The sequence below is a fragment of the Pirellulales bacterium genome (assembly GCA_035939775.1).
Classification (GTDB): Bacteria; Planctomycetota; Planctomycetia; order Pirellulales; family DATAWG01; genus DASZFO01.
The window spans coordinates 1-26,043 of the sequence record DASZFO010000373.1; the positions used below are offsets into that span (position 1 = coordinate 1).

19 protein-coding genes are annotated in these 26,043 nt (G+C 60.8%); 10 read left to right on the forward strand and 9 right to left on the reverse strand.

Annotated elements, in window-relative coordinates; genetic code table 11:
- Window positions 1-73: 73 nt before the first annotated feature.
- The gene (locus VGY55_24685) at window positions 74-2,206 is read left to right on the forward strand and encodes a hypothetical protein (GenBank protein HEV2973186.1); all 2,133 of its coding nucleotides are present in this window, start codon (window positions 74-76) and stop codon (window positions 2,204-2,206) included.
- 7 nt (window positions 2,207-2,213) lie between these two features.
- Here VGY55_24685 and VGY55_24690 read toward each other — a convergent pair whose 3' ends face one another.
- Window positions 2,214-4,745: a tetratricopeptide repeat protein gene (locus VGY55_24690; GenBank protein HEV2973187.1), complete on the reverse strand. Its 2,532-nt coding sequence runs from the start codon at window positions 4,743-4,745 to the stop codon at window positions 2,214-2,216.
- Window positions 4,746-5,008: 263 nt separating this feature from the next.
- On the opposite strand from VGY55_24690, the gene VGY55_24695 reads away from it, so the two are divergent.
- The 5 genes from VGY55_24695 (at window position 5,009) to dapA (ending at window position 9,925) form a co-directional block, all read left to right on the forward strand.
- On the forward strand, window positions 5,009-5,254 hold the full coding sequence (locus tag VGY55_24695; protein HEV2973188.1) for a hypothetical protein: 246 nt from the start codon (window positions 5,009-5,011) through the stop codon (window positions 5,252-5,254).
- Window positions 5,255-5,265: 11 nt separating this feature from the next.
- A complete protein-coding gene (locus VGY55_24700) occupies window positions 5,266-6,555 on the forward strand; it encodes a Gfo/Idh/MocA family oxidoreductase (protein HEV2973189.1) in 1,290 nt (429 codons plus the stop codon).
- Window positions 6,556-6,739: 184 nt separating this feature from the next.
- A complete protein-coding gene (locus VGY55_24705) occupies window positions 6,740-8,125 on the forward strand; it encodes a hypothetical protein (GenBank protein HEV2973190.1) in 1,386 nt (461 codons plus the stop codon).
- Window positions 8,126-8,143: 18 nt separating this feature from the next.
- Window positions 8,144-8,854, forward strand: a complete 711-nt coding sequence (locus tag VGY55_24710; protein HEV2973191.1) for a pyridoxine 5'-phosphate synthase — start codon at window positions 8,144-8,146, stop codon at window positions 8,852-8,854.
- 186 nt (window positions 8,855-9,040) lie between these two features.
- Window positions 9,041-9,925, forward strand: coding sequence for a 4-hydroxy-tetrahydrodipicolinate synthase (dapA, locus tag VGY55_24715; GenBank protein HEV2973192.1), 885 nt, complete (start codon window positions 9,041-9,043; stop codon window positions 9,923-9,925).
- Window positions 9,926-10,028: 103 nt separating this feature from the next.
- Here the strand turns inward: dapA and VGY55_24720 are convergent, their stop codons facing one another.
- The 6 genes from VGY55_24720 to VGY55_24745 all read right to left on the reverse strand — a co-directional run bounded on the left by VGY55_24720 (window position 10,029) and on the right by VGY55_24745 (window position 17,553).
- Window positions 10,029-11,558 carry an MFS transporter gene (locus VGY55_24720; protein HEV2973193.1) on the reverse strand — a complete coding sequence of 510 codons (1,530 nt, stop codon included), beginning with the start codon at window positions 11,556-11,558 and terminating at the stop codon, window positions 10,029-10,031.
- Window positions 11,559-11,695: 137 nt separating this feature from the next.
- A complete protein-coding gene (locus tag VGY55_24725; protein HEV2973194.1) occupies window positions 11,696-12,721 on the reverse strand; it encodes a beta-ribofuranosylaminobenzene 5'-phosphate synthase family protein in 1,026 nt (341 codons plus the stop codon).
- 128 nt (window positions 12,722-12,849) lie between these two features.
- Window positions 12,850-13,416: a DUF447 domain-containing protein gene (locus VGY55_24730; protein ID HEV2973195.1), complete on the reverse strand. Its 567-nt coding sequence runs from the start codon at window positions 13,414-13,416 to the stop codon at window positions 12,850-12,852.
- Between the two features lie 72 nt (window positions 13,417-13,488).
- Window positions 13,489-14,148: an aminodeoxychorismate/anthranilate synthase component II gene (locus tag VGY55_24735; GenBank protein HEV2973196.1), complete on the reverse strand. Its 660-nt coding sequence runs from the start codon at window positions 14,146-14,148 to the stop codon at window positions 13,489-13,491.
- A gap of 161 nt (window positions 14,149-14,309) precedes the next feature.
- Window positions 14,310-15,956, reverse strand: a complete 1,647-nt coding sequence (pabB, locus tag VGY55_24740; GenBank protein ID HEV2973197.1) for an aminodeoxychorismate synthase component I — start codon at window positions 15,954-15,956, stop codon at window positions 14,310-14,312.
- A 136-nt stretch (window positions 15,957-16,092) separates the two neighbouring features.
- The gene (locus VGY55_24745; GenBank protein HEV2973198.1) at window positions 16,093-17,553 is read right to left on the reverse strand and encodes a DUF6513 domain-containing protein; all 1,461 of its coding nucleotides are present in this window, start codon (window positions 17,551-17,553) and stop codon (window positions 16,093-16,095) included.
- Window positions 17,554-18,005: 452 nt separating this feature from the next.
- Here VGY55_24745 and VGY55_24750 point away from each other — a divergent pair, with 452 nt between their 5' ends.
- From VGY55_24750 to VGY55_24760, 3 genes are all read left to right on the forward strand, one after another.
- A complete protein-coding gene (locus VGY55_24750; protein HEV2973199.1) occupies window positions 18,006-18,266 on the forward strand; it encodes a hypothetical protein in 261 nt (86 codons plus the stop codon).
- Window positions 18,267-18,418: 152 nt separating this feature from the next.
- Entirely contained in the window at window positions 18,419-19,447 is a 1,029-nt protein-coding gene (locus VGY55_24755; protein HEV2973200.1) for a hypothetical protein, read from the forward strand.
- A 104-nt stretch (window positions 19,448-19,551) separates the two neighbouring features.
- A complete protein-coding gene (locus VGY55_24760) occupies window positions 19,552-20,061 on the forward strand; it encodes a hypothetical protein (protein ID HEV2973201.1) in 510 nt (169 codons plus the stop codon).
- Window positions 20,062-20,188: 127 nt separating this feature from the next.
- Here the strand turns inward: VGY55_24760 and VGY55_24765 are convergent, their stop codons facing one another.
- Both VGY55_24765 and VGY55_24770 read right to left on the reverse strand, forming a co-directional pair.
- Entirely contained in the window at window positions 20,189-21,814 is a 1,626-nt protein-coding gene (locus VGY55_24765; GenBank protein HEV2973202.1) for an ABC transporter permease subunit, read from the reverse strand.
- Between the two features lie 316 nt (window positions 21,815-22,130).
- The gene (locus VGY55_24770; protein ID HEV2973203.1) at window positions 22,131-23,345 is read right to left on the reverse strand and encodes an argininosuccinate synthase; all 1,215 of its coding nucleotides are present in this window, start codon (window positions 23,343-23,345) and stop codon (window positions 22,131-22,133) included.
- A 551-nt stretch (window positions 23,346-23,896) separates the two neighbouring features.
- Between VGY55_24770 and VGY55_24775 the strand changes: the two genes are divergently transcribed.
- A partial coding sequence (locus tag VGY55_24775) for a peptidylprolyl isomerase (protein HEV2973204.1) occupies window positions 23,897-26,043 on the forward strand: 2,147 nt, incomplete at its 3' end.

A 26,043-nucleotide genomic window follows, 5' to 3' on the forward strand; every position in this document is an offset into this window, starting at 1 on the left:
ATAGTAACAAATACACCCGCGGTCCCCAACAATTCCCTCTGGCCGCCGACCCGATCGCCTCAAGGAGCTTCCTGTGATCTGTCGACCGTCTCGGACATCGCTCTCGGCCCTTTGCACTTTGCTGAGTCTTGGCTGCACCACGCTCCTCGGCGCGGTGCCGAAGAGCGAAACTCTATTGCCCGATACGGCCAAGGCATTCATTTCCGTGGCCGACATCGGCATGCTCCGCGAGAGCTTCAATCGCACGCAATGGGGCCAACTGGTACACGACTCGGCGATGCAACCATTCGTCGAGGATTTTCGTCACCAGTTGCAGCAAAAGGGGGTTCGCCAGCTCGAAGAGATGGGACTCAGTTGGCAAGAACTGGAAGGCGTGCCGGGCGGCGAGGTCAGCATCGCCGTGGTCCGGCCGCAACCGGGGCGGCGGGCGATCGTGATGATGATCGACGTCGCCGGGCACAAGGATCAAGCCACGGCCCTATTGGAAAAGATCGGCACGAACCTCGTGCGGCGCGGCGCGACCGCGCTGCCGCGCGACTCTCGCGACAGGATGATCATCTACAATCTGCCCGCGGAAGAGGGGAAGCGGGCGGGACGTCAAGCTGCTTATTTCCTCAAGGACGATTTGCTGGCCGCCTCCGACGACCTGGAAACGCTCCAGCGGATCGCCGCCGCGATGGCGACCGACCGCACCGACAGCCTGGCCCACTTCAAGCCGTTTCACGAGATCGTGGAGCGCTGCGACAAATCGGCCGGCGGCGTTTCAACGCAGGTCCGCTGGTTCATTGAACCATTCGGCTACGCCACGATGGTCCGCGAGAGCGCGACCGGCCCGCGACGCAAAGGGATCGACCTGCTGACGGCTCTCAAGAATCAAGGCTTCACGGTGATCCAAGGCATCGGAGGCTATCTGAACTTCTCGGCCGACGGCTGCGATCTCGTTCATCGCACGATGGTCTACGCTCCTCCGCTGCCGGGGCATGAGAATAGCGTGGACAAATACGAGCTGGCCGCGCGGCTTTTGAAGTTCCCAACTAGCGGCGATCTCGAGCCGCAATCGTGGGTCCCACGGCACGTGGCGACGTACAACACCTTCAATCTGGACATCAAGACGGCCTTCGCCGCCGTCGGGCCGCTAGTCGATGAAATCGCCGCCGAGAAGGGTGTCTTCCACGACGTGATCGACAGCCTCAAGAACGATCCGCAAGGCCCGCAGGTCGATATCGAAAAAGACTTGATCGGCAATCTCGGCACGCGGGTGAGCGTCGTCACGGATTATCAATTGCCGATCGGACCGAAGAGCGAGCGGCTCTTGGTGGCGGTCGAAACCGCGAACGAGGCGATGGTCGCCGAAACGGTCGCCAAGACGATGAAGGGAGACGCCGCCCGTCGCGAATTCGAAGGGCACGTAATCTGGGAGATCGTCGATGAAGAGTGCGCCGTACCGGACTTGAAGATTGAAGACTCCGGCGCAGTCAATCACGCCGACCGCGAGGACGTCGCCGCCGCCGACAAGAAGGCGAAGGACCATCCGCTGATGCAAAACGCGGCGGTCACCGTGGCCTTCGGGCATTTGTTCGTGGCCTCGAATCTCGGTTTCCTCGAGACGATCCTGCACCAAGCCGGCAAGTCGGACGGGCTGGCCTCGTGTGCCGACTATCGGCTGGTGGCCAACCAGATCAAGACCTTGGGCGGAGGCAGCGACATGAGCTTCCGGCTGTTCTCGCGCACCGACGAAGAATACCGCCCAACCTACGAGTTGATCCGCACGGGACAGATGCCGAAATCCGAATCGGTGCTCGGCCAGCTATTGAACGCCCTACTCGGTGACGGCAAGGAGGGCGTCGTTCGCAAGCAGCGGATCGACGGCGGAAAGCTTCCGGAATTCGACACGATCAGCCACTACTTCGGCCCGGCCGGCACGTATGTGACGAGCGAACCGAACGGCTGGTTCATCACCGGCTTCATGCTCGACAAGTCGAAAATCTCCGAACCGACCGCCGACGACGCCAGCCCGCGAATCGACGCCGCGGCTGCCAAGCCCGCCGAAGCAGCCGCCGCCAAGAAAGACACGACGGCGGTCAAAGAGACCGCGGACGCTAAAGAGCCGCCGGCCAAGGACGCTCCGGCGAAGTCACCCTCGGCCGCTCAATCGGCCCCAGCGGCCGTCACCGGCCAGAAGCCGGCGGAGACGACGACGAAGTAGGCCTCATTCACTGCTCGACTTTCGCCCAAAACGGGTGCTGCCGATCGCCGCGGGTGCGCACGTCTTCAAGCATCAGAGGGATGCTCGGCTTGATCATGCCCTTGGCCGTGGCGACGCGAGTGCCGTTGATCTTTACTTCGATTGGCAGGGTAAAGTTGACGTACTCCGGCGAGAGCCAGACGGTCAGCTTGGCGGAGTGCATCTCGACGTTCACACCGTTGGCCGGCGCGGCGACTTGTCTCACCGTCAGATTCATTGGCAGCGTATTGCGCGGCGGCGGCCAGGTGGCTGGATCGACCATCTGTCCGGCCGGCATATCGCTCAGCTCGACGCACCAGAAGAAATTGTCCCACGTGCGCATGGTCACGGCATGAAATTCCTTGGGGAAGAAGTCGCGCTTTTTCCGCCCCATCCAATCGAAGATTCGGAGGATTTCATCGGAGAAGTGCTCGTGCCCCCGACCCTGATATTCCACTAGCGTCATGTCCCAACCGGGCTGCATGTAATACTTGTCAAACTGCGGGGCGTTCGTGACGGTCTTGCCTCCGTCCAACTCGCCGCTGACGAAATACATCGGCAATTTCGCGGCATTCTGCCAATACCGTTCGACGTATTTGCCCATAGTAGCGGTGATCGGGATCACGCCGGCCCAGAGATCGGGATGGGCGAGGGCGATATCCCAGGCGGCATCGCCTCCCATCGAATGACCTGAGAGATAGACGCGGTCGGTGTCGATCGAGAATCGCTTGCAAGCGTCGCGCAGCGCCCCCAGCGCGATGGCATGCTCGCGGGCTGAATACTCATATTGCATCTGATGCGGCTTGGTCGAGGCGGGGGCGATGACGATGTAGCCTTGCCGTGTTGCTTGCCCGCGGCGCATCCTCGAAAGGCCGACGCCGCCGCCCGCATCGACCTTGGGCTTTTCTGGCGCGGTCCGGCCCGGCTTGGCGCCATCCTTGCCTGGCTTATCTTTAGCGGCGTCCTTGCTTTCGGGCTCATCGGGATTGCCGAGATGGGCCGCTTTATTCTCCGCCTCGGGCGAGATCCCTGCCCACCAATCGATTTGCAGTTCTGGAGTCGAGCCCTCGGCATGCAGCGTGACGACGGTCGGATACTTGATATACGGATCGTACTCCGGCGGTAATTGGACGAAATACGTCGCGTCGGGCTCGTTTGGAAGCCCGACCTTGATTTCGAGCTTGTAGAAGCCGGGCGATTCCTGCTCCGGCGTGTCGATGGGGGGCTTCATGTGAGAAAGCAGCTCGGACACATACTTCGGCGAGGCCGCTTGCTGCGAGTCCATGGGTTCGAGCAATTGTTCGCGCTTGAATTTTTGCGGCTCGGTGAGATAGTCGCGAATGATTTTCCGCGTTTCCAGAAGCGAGAGTGCCGTTTGCAGGTTCTCGATCGCGTCGTTCGGCCCGACGAGCCAGCCGCTGATCGCCAGCGCCACCTTTTGCTCGGGCGTCATATCGGGATCGTCCGCCAACCGTTTGAACGGGGCCATTCGATCGAGCGTGGCAATGTTTAGCTCAAGCTGGATTTCATCGCGGATCGGCTTGAGCTGCTTCTTGACATCGTGATCTTTGACCTTGCTGACCTGCTCGTCGAACTGATTGATGATCTCTACGCCGAGCTGCTGGATCTTCGTGTATTTCTCGATCTTGTCGCGGGCCGCTTGCAGCACGACGCCGCTGACGTTGTCCGTGGGAAACATTTGGAGCATCCATTTGGCGAGCTGATGCTGGCCCGCCTTGCCCCGAGTCTCAATTTCGCTAAGCCGTCGCTTCGCGCTCAACTCGCGCAGGGCCGTGGCCTGAAGGTCGAGCGCCGGCAAATCGGGGAAGTCCTTGAAATCCCGGATGACCTGTTGCAGTTCGGCTTCGGCGTCCTGGAATCGCTCGGCTTGCATGTAGAACCGCACCAGCTTTAGCCGATGGTCCGGGTTCTTTGGGTCGATCTGCTTCATCAGGATCGCATTGAGCACGTCGCGCGGGATCGAACTCGTTGCAATCCGCATGTCCCAGAGATAAGTCACGCCGTTTTGCCTGATCGATTCGACCTTGCACCATGTCGGAGTGATCTCGGTGATTCCTTGGATCACGGGTCGCTGCTGCCCTTGGATCGCCATGATAAAGATTCGCCGGCCCCATTTGTCCCATGGTCCCACTTGAACGATCGCGCCGAGCGCGGCGACTGGCGCGCCGGCGGACGCCAGATCTTGCGCGATGTCAAAGTGTTCGAATCGCGGCGGCGCCGAGGCATCGACTAGTTTCGGGTCTACCAACCGCTTTGGGACGAAGGTGCGGGTCAGGTCGTCGTCGCACATCAGAATGTGCTTGACGTCGGCTGCCGCGGCACTATTAGCAAACGGACTGATGGCGATGTTCGCGATCTCCGCGAACCGGCCCTCGAGGACTCGCCCATCGAGGAGGGTGACCTTCTCCGCTTGGGCTTTCGCGCCCCACAGAACCGCGGCCGCCAGAATAAGGCAGCCGCCAAAGGGCCGCGCGCGCGGCAAACCACGTTTCCGGTACATCAAAAATCTCCTGTTCCGCAGAAGAGCGCCAGTCTCTGGAGAGACTTCATTTTGACCGGCCGGCGGGTGAGTTGCAAATCAGCAGCAGACGGCGAACACGCGCGTTCGGCTGAATTCGTAGCGTTTCGGCTCGCCTATTCTTCCGATTTTTGCCCCAGGTTTATTGCAATTCCGCTGCCGGCGGTCGTCGGCTGGCCTCACCATTGACACTCAGCGTCATTATCCGCAAAATGCAAAACCTAGGCAAACCAAGCGAGATATTCGTGCTGCTTCAGCGACTCATTGTCGGGCTTCTCGTTGGCGCCTTGGGGCTTCCAATCCTATTGTGTGTGTTGTTTGCCGTGGGGCGGCTGTTGGACGGGATGCAGGATGCCGTCGGAGCAGCCGCGCTCAGCCGGATTGGCCTCGGTTTTTTCGTTCTCTGGATTGTCGATTTGGTCGGACTGGTGGTCGTTCAAGCAATTCAGTCCGCGGGCAGGCCCAACCGTCCACCGGATGACTCGGAATAGGAAAGGCGTTCATGTCCAATCGCATTGCACGTCGCGAGTTTCTCAGCCGCTCGGCAATTGGCGGGGCGGCGATCGGGTTGGGGGTCTGGTCGAGCAGCCGGCTGGCCGCATCGGCCTCGCCGAACGAGAAGTTGAATATCGGCGTGATCGGCACCGCCAATCAGGCTCGCTTCAGCATCGACAACGTCAAGCAGGAGAACATCGTCGCGGTGTGCGATATCGACGACGACTATCTGGCCAAAGCGAAGCAGGATTTCCCGCAGGCCAGCACCTACAACGATTTCCGCAAGCTGCTCGATCAGCACGATATTGACGCGGTCGTCGTTGCGGTGCCCGATCATGTCCACGCCCCGGCGACCGCGGCGGCGCTGCACCTCGGAAAGCACGTCTACTGCGAGAAACCGCTGACGCACACCATCGCCGAGGCCCGGGCCATCGCGGAACTGGCCGCCAAGATGAAAGTCGCCACGCAAATGGGCACCCAGATCCACGCCGGCGAAAACTACCGTCGCGTCGTGGAAATCATCCAGTCGGGTGCGGTTGGCAAAGTGAGCGAGGTCCACACATGGGCGGGCCGCGCCTGGGGCGGGGGTGATCGTCCGAAAGAGACTCCGCCGATCCCGCCCAGCATTCATTGGGACCTTTGGCTGGGCCCGGCCCCAGCGCGGCCCTATCATCCGACTTATCTGCCGCAGAATTGGCGGAAATGGTGGGATTTTGGCGGCGGCAACATTGCCGACATGGCCTGCCACCATATGGATTTGCCGTTCTGGGCGCTCGGAATTCGGCATCCGGCAGCGGTTGAAGCGATTGGCCCGCCGGTCCATCCCGAGACGTGCCCGCTGGGGCTCGTTGTCCGTTATGAATACGCCGCCGACGGGCCACGCCCAGTGGTCAAGCTGACTTGGTACGATGGCACGAGCATTCCCCCGGAGATTCACGGCCATCCAACTGGCGGCGGTGGAAATCTATTCGTCGGCGACAAGGGAATGCTCTGGGCCGATTACGACAGGTATGACTTGTATCCCAAAGAAGATTTCAAGGACTACAAGCCGCCCGAGCGGTCCATTCCTCGCTCAATCGGCCATCACGCGGAATGGATTTTGGCCTGCAAGACGGGAACGCCCACCACCTGCAATTTCGGCTATGCCGGCCCGCTCACGGAGGCGGTGCTGCTGGGAAACGTCGCCTACCGGACCGGAAAGCGGATCGAATGGGACCCCGATGCGTTAAAGGCCACGAACTCCCCGGAAGCCGAGCGGTACTTGCGCACCGAGTATCGCAAAGGGTGGACGTTGTAACGCGGTTGCGGCAGCCATCCGTGGATTTGCTGGGCGCGATTAACCAACGCGAATCCGACCCCCCCGGCGCTTGACTCTCGTTTCGAGCCGTCTAACAATGACCGTGGTGGTGCGGCCCGATTCGGGCGACGCCTCGAATGCCGGCCAAATCCAACGATCCGACTCCTTACAGGCAGCACCCCGCATGTCACCCTTGCCTCGCCTCGCGGTAGGGTCGATCCAGCCTGATCTCGATTGCCGAGCGATTTTCTGGGCATTGCTCGACGTATTTGACCGCATCGGCCTCCGCGTGCAGAGCTTTCTCTCCCGCGCCTGCTTGCAGGAGCTTGAAGCCGCTACCACGATCACTGGCACATCGCCGCGACATCTCGATAGCTGGTTGATGACGGCCGAGGCATGCCGCGAACGCTTTTTGCGCACGGCGCGGGTTTGCGACCTGTCGATCGTCGAAGGGACGTTCGCCGACGATTCGCGTGGCGAAATGGGGAGCCGGCTGTCGACGCTGTCTCGATGGCTGGCCTTGCCGCGATTGGGCATTGTCGACATGCCGAGCCTCTCAGGTTGCCAGGTGCCCGCCGAGCGGCCTGCCGTCGATGCGCTGCTCATTGATCGAGTCGTCTGCTCTTGCGATTTCTATCGCTGGCAGACGATCCTTGAATCGCTTTGGGGAATTCCGGTTTTAGGCGGGTTGGACGAGGTTCCCTGTTTAAGAGCGGCGATTGGTCAACTCGGCTCTGGTCGCCAACCGCCGCGCGGATTGTGCGAGAAGCTTGGCGATCGATTGCTGCGACACGTTCGCCCGTGGCAATTGCTTGACCTTGCCGCTCAGAATGAATGGCCGGGGGCCGAGCCGAGATGTTGCGCGAACGCGGCGGCGTCACGATCTTGCCATACGATGCCCCCAGAGGAATTGGTGGCCTGGAACGAGCCGGCGAATTTGACCGTCGCGGTCGCCTACGACGACGCCTTCTTCGGCTATTTTCCCGACACGCTCGAAGCGCTCGAACAGCGCGGGGTCGTGATCCGTGATTTTTCTCCGCTCCGCGACGAAGCGCTTCCGCAAGATGCCGACCTCGTGTACATCGGTTGCGGCCGGCCGGATTTGCACGCCCGCGATCTGGCAGAGAATCATTGTCTTGCAATGGCGCTGCGGGACCATGTTTGCGCCGGCAAGCGGATTTACGCAGAAGGGGGCGGAATGGCGTACTTGTGCCAGCAATTGGCACTCCCCAGCGGCGAGCGCGTGCCAATGGCGGGCATCTTGCCGGCCGTGGCCAGTGTCGCATCGCAGCGGGCGGCTCCGCTGCCGGTTGAATTGACGCTCGCAAGCGACTTGTGGCTCGGTAGCCGGGGGCAACGCGTGCGCGGCTATCTGAACGAGAATTGGCAGATCGAGTCGGTGGGCGCGCTTGCCAGTTGCGCGGCTGAATCGGAGCGACGATTCGATTTAGTCGAGCGCCATCAGGCGGTCGGCAGTCGCGTGCATCTCAATCTGGCCCTGCAGCCGGCTTTGCTGGAAGGGTTTCTCCGTCCATCGGTGCCGGCTCTCGCGTGGGCATTGCCGCGGTGACGTTTTCAAAGGCGGGCGATGGCTCATTTGGGCGTGAATATCGATCATGTCGCCACGTTGCGGCAAGCGCGGCGCACGAACGAACCGGACCCCGTTTGGGCAGCCGCGTTGGCCGAATTGGGCGGCGCCGACGGCATCACTGTCCATCTCCGTGAGGACCGCCGTCACATTCAGGACCGCGATTTGGAAGTGCTCAGGAACACCGTCACCGTCAAGTTGAACCTCGAGCTTTCGGTCAATCCGGGGATCGTCGAGATTGCCTGCCGCGTCAGGCCGGACCAGGCGACGCTTGTGCCCGAGCGGCGCGAGGAAGTGACCACGGAAGGTGGACTCGATGCGACCGGAAATCGCTCCGGAGTGGCTGAGGCGGTGCGGCGGCTGCGCGATGCCGGCATCGTCGTCAGCCTGTTTCTCGATCCTGATCCGCGGCAGATCGAGACAGCTCGGGATTTAGGCGCCGACGCGGTCGAACTGCACACGGGACGCTATGCCGGAGCGGCGCGTGTGGAACAAGCGGCCGAATTGGTCACATTGGCTCAGGCGGGGGCGCTCGCCCGCCGCGAACGAATGACGCTCCACGCCGGGCATGGCCTGACCTACCGCAATGTGCAGCCGGTGGCGCAACTCGAAGGGATGTCGGAGTTAAATATCGGCCACAGCATCGTCGCCAGGGCCGTCATGGTCGGCTTCCAACAGGCCGTTCGCGAGATGAAACAGCTCATCTCGTGAACCACGGCCAGCGATCCGGCCAACCCGTGCGATTGAATTGCAGACCGGGACGCGGTTTCCTATGATGCTCTCATAACAGCCGGTGAATTGGCGCGACGCTCCCCTTACGGGTCGCGGCTAAACATTCGTAGTTCATACTTTGCACTTCGTACTTTGTACTTCTCCAGCCCCTAGCCCCGAGCTTGTATGACAAAAGGTGAAGCCTTTGCCGGCCTTTCGGTCGCCATCACGACGCCCTTTCGCGGCAGCGAACTCGATCTCGAGGCCTTGCGGGCCCAGATCGATTTTCAGATCGAGGCCGGCACGCAATGCATCGTGCCAGTGGGAACCACCGGCGAATCGCCGACGCTCTCGCACGAAGAGCATGAGCGGGTGATCGCCGCGGCGGTCGAGATTGCCGCCGGGCGAATCAAGGTCATGCCAGGCACCGGTTCGAACAGCACCAAGGAAGCGTTGCGGCTCACGCAATGGGCGGCCCGCAAGGGGGCGGACGCCGCGCTGGTCGTTGCCCCCTATTACAACAAACCGACTCAAGAAGGCTTCTACCTGCATTTCAAGGCCTTGGCCGAGTCGGTGAACATCCCGATCTGCGTTTACAACATCCCCGGCCGGACCGGCAAGAACATCGAGCCGGAAACGCTCGCCCGGATGGCAGAGATTCCGAATATCACGATGGTCAAGGAAGCTGCCGGTTCGATGGACCAAGTGTCGCAGATCATCGCGCTCACGAATCTCACCGTGCTCAGCGGCGATGACAGCATGACCTTGCCGATGCTGGCCGTCGGCGGCCGCGGAGTGGTTTCGGTGGCCGGCAACATCGTTCCGCGCGACGTGCTCGCGTTGTTAAGAGCATTTGACGCTGGCAACATCTCCGAAGCGCGGAGGTGGCACGCCAAGCTCTTTCCGCTCTGCCGCGACATGCTCGGCCTCTCGACCAACCCGATTCCGATCAAGGCCGCGATGAAGATCCTCGGGCGCGATACCGGCGAGTTGCGTCTGCCGATGACTCCGCTCGATTCCGTCGGCGAAGCCAAGCTGCGGCGAACGCTGTCGGTGTACGGACTACTTTGACGCGCGATCACTTTGCGTAGGGTGCGTCAAGCGGTCCTCCGCGCGGACGCACCGTGGTGGTTTCGACATTTGCTGAGGTGCGTCTGCGCGGACTTGACGCACCCTACGGCTGTGCTCTGCGGCGCATCCGCCAGCGACGAAAGACGTCCATCGCGATCAAAATCGTCGCCCCGCCAATCGACCACGGAGCAATTCTTAGGAGCGCATCCGCGATGCTTGTGTCGGCGGCCTTTCCGACGACTGTGGGCCCCCACATGCCGCCGATGTTCCCGACCATATTGATGAAACCGATCGCCGAGGCGGCCGCACTGGCGCCAAGTAGCATCGTCGGAATCGGCCAAAACGCTGGAATATGGGTGTAAACACAACTGCCGACGATGAAGATAAACGCCGGCATGGCCAACAATGGATGTCCGAGCAAGACCGACGCAAGAAGCACTCCCAGACTCGCGATTGCCATTGGAATTGCGGCATGCCATGCCCGCTCGCGACTCCGATCGGAGTGCCAACCATTAATCAATACGGCCACGATCGATACGTAGTATGGCAATGTGGCGACTAGCGCCCCCATAATCTTCATGCGGGTTTCCAACGTCGCGGGATTCATCTTGCCGGCCAGTCCAAGCCATGAGCGCAGCGTAAACGGGAGTGCAGGAAGCTGCGATTTCATGATCTTTGGCATGAACGTTGAAAGACCGTAGGCCGTTACGTTTGTGCAGAAATAGACCGCGGTAAGCAGCACGATCATGAACACGTGGCTCTGCCAACCGACGTGTCTCGTCGCTACTTTTTGTTGGTGCTCGCGACTGAGTTCCCCCACCAACCAGTCCCGTTCTTCGTGCGGCAACCATTTCGCATTTGCCGGGCGGTCTGGTAAGAGAAAAATGGTCGTGAAGCCGGCGAGAATGGGTAGGATCCCCTCCACCACAAAAATCCAGCGCCAGCCCTCGAGCCCATTTAGGAAGAACGCCGAAAAAGTGTACCCAATTACGCTGGACAACGGCATCGCCAAGGCGAAGCTGGCTAATGCCTTGGCTCGATCCTCCTGCCGAAACCAGTGAGACAGATATACGATCACCGATGGAAAAAAGCCTCCTTCGAAAAAACCGAGCATGAATCTCAGAAAATAGAATTGGGCGACTGCGTCATGGGATAGCCGATTGATGAACGCCGTTGCACCCGAGAAGAGGCCTACGTCTTCGCTCAAATGAGGCAACCAGCCGAAGAGCGAGGCAGCTATCGGCGTTCCGATAGAGCCCATCACGGCGGCTACCAATCCCCATAGGATCAAAATGCGGACGAACACCCACCGAGCGCCGCGCCGCTCCACCCACAGCGTGCTGGGAATCTCCAAAATCCAGTAGCCCCAGAAGAAGATTCCCGCGCCGATCCCAACGATCTCCTCATTGAACCCGAGCCCGCCGTGCGCCGGACTGTCCGTCATCGCCAAGCCGGCGACGGCAATGTTCATACGATCAACGTAGGCGAGAATATACAGAAAAAACAAATAGGGAACCAAGTGCAGCGTCACGCGGCGGCGCGTGCGCTCCGCCAGCGTCGCGGCCGGCTTGCGCCAAAAGGTGGTCATCAGACGATCGCCGAAGCGATCCACACGGTCCGTTGCTTCAGACATGCGTCGTGAGAACCTGGTGAATGCGCCGCGGAGTTCGGTAATCTTTGGTCATTCGATTTCAAGTAGGTCAGGCTTGACGTTACCCGACGACAGAGCGTTTTGCAAATCGGTTGCCGCACGAGCTAAGGCGGCATTGGTTAGTCGAATCGCTCGATGTCAATCTGCGCTCCCGAGTTGTCTGGCCGCGCGACGACGCAATCGAAGTCGCGGAGATCGGTTGCCGCGGCCAATCGTGCTCGCAGATCGTGGCCGGCTGCTTCGTCGGGAACTGCGGCAAACAGCGTTGGACCCCAGGAACTTTGACCGACCCCTTCCAAGCCAAGTCGACGGATTAAGTCGGCCAATTCGGCCGTGCGGTGATCGAGAAACGCCCCGTGCTGTAGCGATGCGAAACAGGATCCCGCCAACTGGCCATAGCGACCCAAGCTCCGACTGAACTCCGTGAATTCCCCTTCAATCGCCGCCGGCACGAGGTTCAGCAGCGCTTCGCGCGAAAGCGCTTCGGTGACGGCAATCGGAACCGGCGGGATACGCGCGAACGCGCGCCGTTCCTGCTCGCCAAACAGCCCAGTAGCCGTCTTCGGCACGAGCAGCAAGAATCGCCACACGGCCGGCAATTCCACGCGAGCCACAAGCGGCGAGATCTGCCCAAATGTAGCAGGCACAATCCGTGTGCCGTCCGCCGCGATCGTCGCGGTTTCTTTCTCCGCATATCTGCCCGCCTCGACCAACAATCCTCCGACGGCGAACCCATGCGTGCCGATCGACGATCGTTGACACCGCCCGGCGATACGGGCCAGCTCCTCCGGCAGAATGGGAGCGAGCGAAAACAGCGCGTTGATGCCCGCCGCAATCGCGAGCCCAAGCTGAGTTCCGGTTCCCAAGCCGATATGTTCGCGTGGCGCCGACTCGATTTCGATCCGGCAGCCAATCGTCGGCGGGAGCCGCAGTGCCGCCATCGCAGTCCGCGCGAATTCCGCGCCGCGACGGGCGAGCGGTCCGGTCGCGTCAACGCGATCGGCGGCCGTGATCTGCAAGCGAATCCCTGGCTCGGCGATCATCGCCCCGACGCCGCCGAACTGGCGCACGCCGGCTTGGCCGAACGAAAACATGCCGAAATGCAGGCGGCTGGGTGCCGTCACGCGGACAACGGCTTGCGACATAGAATCCCTCAGAAAACCGCCGGGGACTGTCCCCAGTTTGCGCGGGCACCATCGCCGCGATCGTCGGCGGAGCAAAACTGGGGACGGTCCCCTTCTCCCAAGCGGTTTTGTGAGGGGTTCATAAGCGGTCAGTCTCGGAACGATCTCTCGACATACCCGCGCAAGATCTCGAACGCCCGACGTTCCTGCTCGCCCCCAGTCTTTTGCACCAAAACGGCCAGCCGTGCGAATTCGGATTCGATTTCTTCGCGCGGAATTATGCCGATGCGGGTGGCCAGGATCGCCGCTTCGACGACCGCATGCTTCGCCCGATTGAACCCGAAAAAATCCCGCAGCCGGCCTCGGTCGACCACGTCCGCAACGATCTGGCTCCGCGGCTGGCTATCGTCGATCGACTGGACTTGAAACGCATACCACCGACAGGCCTCGGCCAGAATCATCCCGTCCACAGCTACGGCCGCGAGGAGCGCCGGCAGCGGCTCCGGCTGGCCGACGGCGGCTTGAGCCAAGAGCAGCACGTCATCCGTGACGTGAAAGACCCCTTGCCCTGCGCGCTTCAGATTAGCATACGTCGTCGACGTCTGGTAAGGGCGCAGCACCAGCCGCTCCATCTGCGCATCGACGAGCGGTCCCATCGGCGAGATGTTTACACTGCGATCGGCGTTGAGCGTCGTGACGATTCCTTCGAGAATCACAATGTGAAGTACGAAGTACGAAGTGCGAAGGACGAATGTTTTGCCGCGAACCGACAGCGGAGCGCGGCGCCGTCAAAATGTCACGGGAACATCTGGAACGTGGGAGGCTTCCCGCTGAAACGCTCGCTCATCGGTTAGCAACGGAATTGGTGGTAAAACGGGGAGCCGCGCCAGTCGGAGGAAGTTAGCCAACAGTGAATAGCCGTGTTCCGTAAGGACGGATTCGGGATGAAACTGCACGCCGATCACGGGGAGCCGCCGGTGCATGAGCGCCATGACAACGCCATCGGCCGTTCGGGCCGTGATTTCGAGATCGTCCGGTAGCGAGGATTCTTCCACGACCAAAGAATGGTAGCGACACGCCGAGAATGGGCTCGGAAGGCCGGTAAAAACCCCATTGCGATCGTGCAACACGCGGGAGGTCCGGCCATGCATCGGCTCGCGCGCCGGGACGACCCGCCCGCCGAGAGCCGCGGCGATCGCTTGATGCCCGAGACAAACGCCGAGAATCGGAATCTCCTCGTGCAACTCTCGAACGATCGCAAGCGAACAGCCGGCCTCCTGCGGCGTGCAAGGCCCAGGCGAAAGTACGATCGCATCCGGTTGCATCGCGCGAACTGCCGCGACATCGATGGCATCGTTCCGCCGCACGACCGTCTCTTGCCCCAGCCGCTCGAAATAGCGAGCCAAGTTGAAGACAAAACTGTCGTAGTTGTCGATGAGGAGAAGCATCGGAGAGGGGGCTGGGGATTGGGGGCTCGCGAAGGCACTTGCCCCTGCGGGGCGTGCGATGGAGACGTCAGTATAGTTTACGGTAGTTCGAGAGGTCGCAAAATGCTCGGTTGCCGCTGGCGTTTCCCAGTCCCCAGTCCCCAGCCCCCAGTCCCCAGCCCCTATTCCAGCGCCCTCAGCATTCCTTCCGCCTTGTGCCACGTCTCTTCGTACTCGCGCTGGGGATCGCTCTGGGCGACGATCCCGCCGCCGACGGGCATTTGCCACCAGCCGCGGCCCGCCGTGATCGTGCGGATCAGAATGTTCGTGTCCATCGAGCCGTCGAAGCCGATGTAGCCGAGCGCCCCGCAATACGGCCCGCGGGCGGTCGGCTCAAGTTCGGCGATGATCTCCATCGCGCGGACCTTCGGAGCGCCGGTGACCGAGCCGCCTGGAAACGCCGCTCGCAGAAGGTCGAGCGCCGTCGCGCCTTCTCGCAATTGCCCGCGGACGACAGAAACGAGATGTTGTACGAACTCGTAGGTCTCCAGTCGGCACAAATCGCTGACCACGACGCTCTCGGGCCGACAGACGCGCGACAGATCGTTGCGCAATAGATCGACGATCATCACGTTTTCCGCGTTGTCCTTTTCACTCTCGCGCAGCTCATCGCCGGCGAACAGATCGGCCTCGGGCCGCGCGATGCGGCGGCGCGTTCCCTTGATCGGCCGCGCTTCGACTTGTCCCTCGACGACTTGCAAGAACCGCTCCGGCGAGGCGCTGGCGATTTGGAACTCCCCCAGGTCGAAATACGCGGCGAACGTCGCCGGATTGCGCCGCCGCAATCGCAGATAGAGCGCCACGGGATCGTCTGTCGCCGGATGCAAGAGCCGCTGCGACAGGTTCACCTGAAAGACATCGCCGGCATGGATGTACTCGATCGCCCGGCGGACCGCATCAAGATACTGCTCGGCGGCGAAGTTGCTCGTCAGCAATCCGGTAGGGTTCGCCGCAACGTGATCTTGCTCGGTCTCAAACTGCGGCGCTAAGAGCCTAACCGAAAACGGCCGGGGACTGTCCCCTTTTGTGGAGTCTTCGGAACAAAAGGGGACTGTCCCCCTCTCCGCATGCCGTTTTCGGATAGGCTCAAAGTCTGAAGGTGGAAGCGGTCGAGCCGATATGCGCGACCTTGGCGTCGAATCATTCGCGTCCAACCATCGGCGAAACTGCTCCAGTCGCTCGTGGGCTCGGCGGCGCCGACGGGCCGGATCCAACTCGGGCAGCCCCTGCGAAATGATCCACGCCCGTTCCGTCGCATGGTCGAACGCCACGACCGTGTCATACAGCCCGATCGCCATCACCGGCGTTTTGAACTCGTCGATCCGCGGGGGCGGCAAACGCTCGATCTGTCTCGAAAGATCGTAAGAGAAAAGTCCTGCCGCGCCTCCTTGAAACGGCGGGAGGTCGGGAATGGTCGGCGCGAATAATCCAGCAAGCCGCTGTTCGACGACAGCAAAGGCGTCTTGCACATCGCCATCCGTTGGTGAAGCGATCTCGACGAAATCGAACGGATCGGCCGTCACGAACGAGAATCGCCCGAGCTGCGGATCGCGCCGCGCGCTGTCCAAATACAGGCAGTGGGGGAGCGCCGCGAATCGCAGGAACACTTGCTCCGCGTCGGGCGCGGGGCGCAGCTCTTCCACAACGCCACAGAATTCGGCCGACGCGCCCTGCTCGCCGACGACGGCCAGCGATTCGTCTGCAATTGCTTCTAGCGGCGCTTCAATGCTGAATTGACGGGTGCCATGGCCACTGCCCTGAGTGGCCATGCCTCGTCGCGGCTCATGCCCACGCCGAGCCGTGGGCATGGCACCCGAAATGTCAAAACAGTTTTGGATCTCCACTAGCTCCTGCTTTCCTGGCTTCCTCATAAAAAATCTTTCGCGTGGTGGCCGCGCTCCGTACTCACTTCTTTGTCCGTCGATGGCTCGTTTCCTCGCGCGTTAAAAATCCCCAATCGAGCGCCTCGTCCTGGCGATAGTCCTTTCCCAACGTCAACGCGGTCGCCGCTTTGGCCATCTCATAGCCCAAATAAAAGGCGTGGCTCAAGTCGAGGTTTCGCGGCTCGCGGGCCAAAAGCTGCTCGAAGACCGCAAACGGATCGGCGTCGGCCAGGTGCAACCCGGCGCTGATCAGATGTACCGCCCCGTCCTCGGCGAAGACACGGTAGTTGTTATCCTTGATCTCCGCGGCCAGACGCTCCAGTTCTTCAGGCCCATAACGCAGCGGCTTGCCGCCACGGAGCATCACCAGCTTCGGCTCCAGATGTTTCGCCAACATTCTATGGCGGATCGCATAATAAACCAGCCGCCGGGCCAAATCGCATTCCCGCACCGAGCTGCGGGCCCAATGGATCACTTGCGTCGTGAGCACGCTGCGAATCCCCAGCTCCTCGCAAATCGCCAATAGCAGCGCGTTCACGCCGGCCGAATCGACGTCGGTCAACTCCGTCAGATTACCGATCCCCATCAGCATTTCGGCGTCCGGATACCGCCGCCGCACTTCGAAATATCGCTCCAAACTCGCGGCAAATCCGAAGCCGATCGGCTCGAGCACCGGATCGATCCGCAATGGCACGCCGGCCTCCGCGAGCATCGCCACCGTTTCGTCCAAGTGCCAATCCCAAGACGGCCGGGGACTGTCCCCTTTTGCGGCGGGCACCATCGCCTCGATGGTCGCGGAGCAAAAGGGGACTGTCCCCTTTTCCGCCAAAGGTAAGTCAGGCACGACGACTACTTCGCAGCCCCAATCGCGCGCCGCCTCGCGGTTCGATGCATTGACCGAAAGCACCAATTCCGCGCCCGCCCGCACGGCCGGCGCGATCTCGCGCGGATTCATGCTGTCGATCGACACCCGCAACCCCACCTCGCGCAGCGCTCGGACCACTTCACCCACTCCGTTCCACGTCTCTCCCGGATCGCAGCCGATATCGATCAGATCGGCCCCATCGGCGGAAAGCTGCTTCCCCTCAGCGAGGATCTCCGCCAGCGCGAGCCGCGGGGCATGATTGATCTCCGCGAGAATCTGAATATCGTGCCGGCCATAATCGGCCGCGGGCGGCTCTCGGCCAAAAAACTCCGGCAGCCGTCGCAAATCGCGCGGCCCGCGCTCGACCGGCACTCCCGCCGCCGCTTCGACCGGCGTCAAATCCCCATCGCAATAACCGGGCAACAACACCCGCGTCGTCCCCGCCGGAACCTGAATCCGCCGCGCAATCCACTCCGGCGTCATCAAGGCCGCCACCGTGATGTTCAGCACGTCGATCGAATACTGAAACCCGGCGATTGGTCCCAACTCAGCAAGCACCGCCCGCAGCGAATGCTCCGCCAATCGGCCCGTCACAAAATGGATTCGCTCGGACGGCATCAGGAATCACACGTAATGGCGCGATATTATTGGAGCTTCAAATCTGATTTGACGGGTGCCATGGCCACTGCCCTGAGTGGCCATGTGCCAACACAGTCAATGCCCACGCCGACCCGTTGGCACGGGTGCCCCGCGTGGGCACGGCACCCAAAGTATCATGTCAGCGTTGAAGCTCCACATGACGACTCGCTCGGACATCAAAAAGCCAACTCTCACCGGAGCCAGGAGTCAGCCTAACTCTGCTCGCTTTGGAGAGCAACGCGCGGCGAGTATCGCTTGAAGCGGTTTCAACGAGAAGCCACGGATTGCACCCACGACAACTCTTTTTACATGCGACCCCTCTTTACGCGTCGGAGTTTCCATTCCAAGGCGCGCGATGATATAACTCAATATTATGGCGATTGCGCGAGATGGGGTGGGATGACGAGGAATGAAAGTGTAGGGATGTCGCGATGCAGATCACGAAGAAGACTGCCGCTGAAAAAATCGCCGCGTATCTTCAACATGTCATCACTCTCGAGCAGTTGGTGGGCTGGTCCGAGAATTCGATGATGGAGGGGGAGTTTGACGAGCACGACGTGGACGTGCTGCGTCCGGTGGTTGCCCGCCTCGGCGTCGCGGACGTGCGCGCCTTCGGCTTGACCTGGGACGACTGCGAGCAGGCGCTGCGGCAACTCGGTTACTCGGCCCGCATCGATATTGCGATGACTTGATGGCGCGCGTTTTCCGGCTACCACGCCGTAGCGCGGCTTGGCGCCAACACCGAAAGCCGCGCCCCGGAGGGACAAGGGCGACTGGTTTTTGATTTGAGCCGCGTCCCTTTTCCTCAAACAATGACGGGCACAAAACGCTGGTGAGGATTGCGATGGAAAAGGTTGTCTACTTTCTCGGTGCCGGCTTCTCCGCTCCGCTTGGATTGCCGGTAATGTCAAACTTCCTTGTGAAGTCAAAAGACCAGTATTTCGGCAATCGTTCTGCATTCGCATACTTCTTGCCTGTCTTCGATACAATCGGTGAACTGTCGAGGATCAAGAACTATTTCACGACCGATCTTTTTAATATTGAGGACATCCTTTCAGTCCTCGAAATGCAGTACCATCTTGGACACCGCACGGGCGAGCGGAGTTTTGCAAAATACATCGAGGATGTGATTAGCCACCACACACCGAAGATTGCGCCCTCTGATGGAGTGTGGCGTCGCAAGCTGTTTGGAACAGACCCCGGAGCAGTTTACGGGGTCTTTGTTGCGACCCTGCTCGGTCATTCCTGCTGGCTGCAAGAGCCGAGTGCGACTTCTCACTACCGGAACATGCCGGAGGAGCAACGGGCTGTTCGGCAGACCGAGTATTCAGTTGTCAGTCTTAACTACGATCTGGTTTTGGAGTCGTATGCAGACTTTATTAGATGGGATCGGCGGTTCGTTCGTTCGTTGGAAGACAACCAGGGCGCACAAATAAACGGTGCGTATCTCGCAAAGTTGCACGGCAGCATTGACACGCACGACATTGTTCCGCCTACATGGAACAAGACGCTTGGTGGTAACGAACTGTCGAAGGCATGGAAGTTGGCGTTCAAGTTATTGGCGGAAGCCAATCATATTCGAGTGATCGGCTACTCCTTGCCGACAAATGATGCCTACGTAAGGCACCTGTTCCGTGCAGCGAATGTGGAGTCGCAACACCTAAAAACATTTGATGTGCTGTGCCTCGACCGTGACGGGCATGTCAAAGAGCGGTATGATGAGTTCGTGTCGTTCCGAGACTACCGTTTCAAATCGGCGAGTGTTAAGGATTATCTCGAACGGCATTCACACCAATACGGTGGCGAGGTTTTCCCCGACCGGCTGGAGTTCAACAAGCTAGAGACGTCCCACAACGAGTTCTTTGACGAGTAGGAGGATGGAGTGCTGCGTCGGGCAATGCGTCGCCACACGGTGGGAAAATAGCACGCCGCCCGCCACCGTGCTAGAATCGACTGACCACCAACCCCACGGACCACATGCCAAAACTCATTGCAATCTGCGTCTGCGGCTTCGTCTTTCTCACGTGCGCGGCGAGTTTTCGCCTCTCGGCCGCCGAGCCGACCTTCAAGCCGGACTTCTCGTCCTACAAAAAGCTGACTGAGAGCCTCAGCAAAGAGAACGCGGTTCTTCTTCGACTGTCGAGAAACAACGAGCTTCAGCTATCGAAACGCTTGGAGGCCGACGATTTACCGATCTCCAGCACCGTCAAGTGGAAGGGGATAGTCCTGAAGGTGAACTCAGATTCAGTCACAGTCACTCCGGATTTAGATCGTCCCGCCAGCAAATCAGGCAAATTTGGAGGAGGCTGGGGAGTAACCACAGTGGAAGTGCCAATAGGGGCTGGGGTCAGCGGAGACGTTGCCGAGTCTCTGGAGCCGAAGACCCAGGTTGTGCTCAGATCCCAAATCGAGATCTTCAATCGTAGTGAAAAGCGCTTTTTGGAACCAGCCTTCAGTAAACTGAAAATCGAGGTTGCGTCGAAATGACCGACCCCGAGGATCGGAATAGGGGACGTGATTCAAATAAAAGCGAGTCGCGGGCGCGGCTCATTTCTTGGCGGATGCTCCGCGCTCGGCATGAAGCTTTACGGTGAGGCCGAGGCCGAACGCCGCGTCACTCCGCGACGCGCCAGCGGGTGTTGAAGAGCCAGATGATCGCGCCCAGCAGGATCAGGTCGAGCGCTGAAGTGAAGGCGGCGTAAGAGAAGAACAGGTTCCACGAGTCGGCGCGGTTGGCGAAGCCCGGCGATTGAAACTTGAGCGGGATGCTGAAGATGGCGGCGATCGGGCTGGTCAAGGCCGAGCTGTCGATCCACGGCGTGGAGGGGGACAAAGGGAAATAAGACCTCGCGAAATATCGCAACGCCAGCGGCAGGCAGAAGAGCGCGCCGATGATCAGGTAGCTCGTCATCATGCTCGTGGAGGTCTTGCGAAACAGCACGGAGCAGAACAGGGCCACCGTGGCGGTCGTGAAGCAGGTCAGCAGAATCACGGCCAGGAACGCCGGCACGGCCAGGACGTTGTCCCAGCCAAACGAACCCATTGCCCAGGCCAGGAGCACCGGCCAGACGAGAAACGACGTGAGCACCGACGACACCCGCAGCCCGGCGATCAGCTTGCCCCACAGGATCTGAAACGGGCTGATAATCGTCGTGAGCAAGAGATCGAGCGTCTGCCGCTCGCGCTCGCTGGTGACGCTGCCGGCGGAGAAGACCGGCCCGACGAGCACGTTGAACAGCAGCACATAAGCGATATACCAGGGGGCCAAATCCACTTTCCAATACAAGCAGAACGCCATCAGGGGCAGCGCCAGGAACATGCTCACTTGCACCACCAGCCGCAGCATGAGCGTGCCTTGGCTGAAGATTTCGCTGCGCAGCTCTTTGTCAAAGACCGGATTGGCCCCGTCGCGGAGCAGCGTGGTCCGCTTAGCGGGGGCCAACAACCGATCGGGGAATTGGTCGAACTGAATCACCATCCCGACGGCCTTTTCGTTCTCGTGCGTCAGGTCGATCACTTCCCTCCCCTCGCTGCCGACGTCGGGCGGATGCAGCAGGCGCCGGGCAGTTCTGATAAACAGCGCACAACAAATCGTGCCGCACAAGACCGGCAGCACGGTCACGGTCATGTACAGCCGCAGTTCGCCGGAGCCAGCCAGCGCATTCCACGACAGCACAGCCGCCAAAGCCATCGGCAGGATCAGCAAATACGAGACGATCAGGGCCGCCGCCGTCCGCTGGAAATAGCTGCTGCACGCCACGCTGATCATGCCGAACGCGGCCACCGAAAGCATTAGCGCGAGGTACGCCGCCAACACCTCGTAAAGCGACACGCCCCCGAGCGGCAGGCAAAGCATCACGATCGGCAGCGACGAGAAAATCAAGATCGCCAGCGGGGCGAGTGACGCCAGCAGCTTGCCGAACACGATCGCCCCCGGCCGCAGCGGGCTGGCCAGCAGCATCTCATACGTCCTCCGCTCTTTTTCCCCCGTAATCGTCCCGGCCGCGAAGCTCGGGGCCATGAGCGAGGCCAGCACGTATTGCCCCAAGAAGAAAAGCTGCACCAATCCCTTGGCTTCGTCCGGTCGCCGGGTGAGATCGAGATGCTGCTGCGGCGGCCAAGCTAGAAACACGACCGCCCCGAGCAGAATGTTGTAGCCCGCCAGAAGCACGAACGCCCGCACCGTCCGCAAGTTGATCAACAACTCGCGCTGAAGCACGGGGTTTTCGAGGAGGTACATGGGCGGGGGAATGACGAAGGTCTAATGACGAATGTCTAAAGAATGACGAATGACTAAGCTCGAATGTAGCGGGGTGCCATGCCCACGCGAGCGACGATCGACGTAATCGAACCGAAATTCGCCGTCACTCGTGTGGGCATGTCGCGTGATGCAGCGACCAGCCTCATGCCCACGCTCGCGCCGAGCCCAAACTGATTTCAAACTGCACTGGCGCGAGCGTGAGCATGGCACCCGCCCCGCCTCCCCGCCTTGCGTTTCGTCATTCGAGCTTCGTCATTCATTCGACATTCGTCATTCGACATTAGGCATTCGTCTTTCAGTACTTCCGCGGCGTTAGGCGGGCTTGCACGCGGAGCGGCAGCGACTGGATTCGCAGGAAGCCTTCGGCGTCGGTCTGATTATACGACCCGCCACCCTCCATGCTCGCGATTCCCTCGTCATAGAGACTATTCGGGCTTTCGCGCGAGGCCACGGCGATATTGCCCTTATATAGATTGAGCCGCACCTCGCCAGTCACGGGCCGTTGGGCTTCCCGGATGAACGCCATCAAGGCGTCCATCTTCGCCGTGTACCAGAAGCCGTAGTAGACCAGTTCCGCGACCTCGGGAGCGAGCCGGTCGCGGAGGTGCAACAGATCGCGGTCGAGCGTGAGCTGTTCAAGTAGCGCGTGGGCGGCGTAAAGAATCGTCATGCCGGGCGCTTCGTAAACGCCACGGCTTTTCATTCCGACGAAGCGATTTTCGACCATGTCGATCCGGCCGATGCCATTGCGGCCGCCGATCTTGTTGAGTTCCTTTACCATTTCGGCCGCCGAGCGCGGCCCGCCGTCGAGCGTCGCAGGCACTCCCGATTCGAAGCCAATGGCGATGCTCTCGATTTTGTCGGCGGCCTGCTGCGGCGAAACGGTCATGCCGAAATCGACCAGCTCGACGCCGTTCACTCCCAAGTCTTCGAGCCGCCCCGCCTCGTAACTGATGTGCAGGCAGTTTTCGTCCGAGCTATAGGGCTTCGCGACGGAAGCCTTGACCGGAATCCGCTTCTCCTCGCAATAGGCGATCATCTCGCGGCGGCCGGGGAACTTCATGCGGAACTGTTCGATCCGCCAGGGAGCGATCACGCGCACATTCGGATCGAGCGCCTCAGCGGCAAGCTGAAAGCGGCACTGATCGTTTCCCTTGCCGGTCGCCCCGTGGGCATAGGCGTCGGCCTTCACTTCGCGGGCGACTTGCAGGCAGACCTTCGAGATGAGCGGCCGGGCAATCGAAGTCCCTAGCAGATACGAGCCTTCGTACTTCGCCTGCCACTGCAAGACGGGAAAGGCAAAATCGCGGCACAATTCCTCCTGGGCATCGACGATCCGCGCCGAAGCCGCCCCGCACTGCCGGGCCTTCGCCAGAATCGCCTCGCGATCCTCGCAGGGCTGGCCGAGATCGACGTACACGGCATGCACGGCGTACCCCTCGTCCTTGAGCCAGCCGAGAATGACCGACGTGTCCAATCCACCCGAATAGGCTAAAACGCAGCTTGGCATGAAGATTCCACTTGGTTGACGGCGCGATGGTTTGCGAGCATGAGCGACGAACGGCCACAGTGTCGGACGCGGTGGCACTGGCCAGCGCAGTCGGCCAGTGCCGGAGCGTGAGCTGGCGCCACTTCGCTTCCTCCTCCCCGCATTCGGCCGCCGGCATTTACAGCTTTTTTTGACCGGATTCAGGCGACGCGGGGCTCCACGCGGCACTGGCCGACGTTGCTGGCCAGCGCCACCCGACCGTGGCCGACGCTGCCAGCGTCGGTCCAAACCCCTGGGGAGCGCCGGGCGGGCAGTTCATTGTGAACGACGCCGGGCGGGCCGACAAGGTTCGCGGCGAAACGGCGCGATCGCGGCAACCCGCAAAACCGTCGCGATCGGCCATGCTCCGGCGAACTGGGGGATTGCGCAAGCCTTGCGGAAAACGAAAAACTTGAGCATGATCGAAATAGAGCCGGGCGCGTGTGGACTTCGCTGCCTTTTGGTGCGTATCCAATCATGCCCGGTCTTTTTGTTTCTGGGCAGCTTCCAAATCTCGTTGCGATCCTACTCCTATGCTGAATCCACTTCGCCGCCGGTTCTTCGGCAAATCGAAACGATCGTCGTCCCGTAAAGAAATCACGCTGGTTCGGCAGTCGCGCCGCCCGCGCGTCGAAACGCTCGAAGCACGGCATCTGCTGACCGGCGGCCTGACGCTGGGCGCGCTGCCAGCCCAGACTCTCATGGCCGGAGCGCCGCTGCAAATCCCGCTCAACGCCGTCGATACCAACAATGGCGCCACGGTTTCGTATTCCGTCTCCTCCAGCAATGGATCCATCTCGGCTTCGATCCCGACCGGCAATCCCGATCTGGTGCTGAACATCGTGCATACTAGCAGCGGCGCGGCAGGCGACTCATCGTTCAGCGGTGCGATGACGATCGAACTCTTCCAGAACCTGGCCCCGAACACCGTGGCGAAGATCATCGGACTCGTCAATCAAGGAGTGTATACAAACACCAGCTTCTATCGCATCGTGCAGAATTTCGTGATCCAGGCCGGACAGGGGAATTCGCCGAAGGTCAGCGTGCCAACGATCGACGACGAGTTCAATTCCGTTCTGCGCTACAGCAGTGCCGGCGTAGTTGGCTTGGCGCGGCAGACTGCCGACGACACCGGCAGCTCCGAGTTTTTCATCACTCAGGGAGGACCACAGGCATTTCTCGATTACCAATACGCCATCTTCGGCCGCCTCGTCTCCGACCCCAATGATCTTCTCGATAAAATCGCATCCATACCGGTCAATTCGTCGAGTGCGCCAACCAATCCGGTGACGATCACCTCGGCCAGCATCACCAACGATACGAACGATCTGGCGCTACAAATCTCCGCGCCGATCGGGACGACCGGGACGGGAACCGTCACGGTCAGCGTGAGCGATGGCCAGGGCGGCACCGATTCGAAGACGTTCAATGTCACGGTCCAAGCCGACCCGAACGATCCGGGTCCGTTCCTCAAGACCAGTCCGACCGCACCGTTTCTCCAGGGGTTGGCGACGCCGCCTACCACATCGGTCAACACGCCGACTAGCTTCCAACTCCCGGCATTCGATCTCGAAGGCGATCCGATCACCTATTACGACCAGACCGCGCTCGCGGCTCTGGGCACTCCAATTACTCCCCCGCAACCGGTCAACGCTAATCTGAACGAGAGCGTCAACTCGACCACCGGTGTCGTGACGGTAACGCCATCAAACGGTCTAGTGGGCGTGACACCGATGTTCTTTGGCGTGTCGAGTTCTGCCGCTTCGTCGCCGCAGAACAACGAGCCGAACACTCAAGAGGTCCCGCTGTTCATCAACCCGGACGCGCCGACGAGCGTCACTTTGGAGGCCGGCTCCGACACGGGATCCAGCTCGAGCGACGGAATCACCTCACGGAATAATTCCGCGAATCATACGCTCACGTTCGACGTCACCGGTTTGATGAGCCCCGGAGCCACCATTCTTCTATTCGATGGTAGTCAGCAAATCGGCAGTGCGACGTACACCGGCGTCGCCACGGCGACCGCCACGGTGGTTGTCACCACCGATGGCACGCACGTGTTGACCGATGGCCAGCATCACATCACTGCCGAACAAATCCTGGCATCGCAACAGTGGACCGTCGGCAATTCGAGCGGAAACTTCACTCCCACCAGCGCGCTGTCGACCGCGGCCAGCGTGACGATCGACGCGGCCGGGCCGAGTTTCTCGTCGGTACCGGTAACGGCGGCACAAGTCGGAGTGGCGTATGGCTACACTGTCCAGGCGACGGATATCGTGCAGAACGGCATCGTCTATAGCGTGGTCTCGGGGCCCGCGGGGATGACCGTCGATCCATCGACGGGCGTCGTCACTTGGACCCCAACTGCCGGGCAGGTCGGTGCTCAGGCGGTTGATTTGCGCGCGACCGACGTGGCCGGAAACATGCTCGACCAGACGTTTAGCGTTGCCGTGTCACTCGCGCCGCCTGTGATCGCCGTATCGACGGCTGCCAGCGTGACCGCCAACTCGACCTTCCATACGGGGAACGTTGTTCCCATCACAATTACGTTTACCGCTCCGGTCACTGTGACGGGTACGCCGCAATTGGCTCTCAACGATGGCGGTGTTGCGACGTTCGCCTCAGGTTCGGGAACTTCCACGCTCACCTTCAACTATACAGTCGCCACCGGACAAAACAC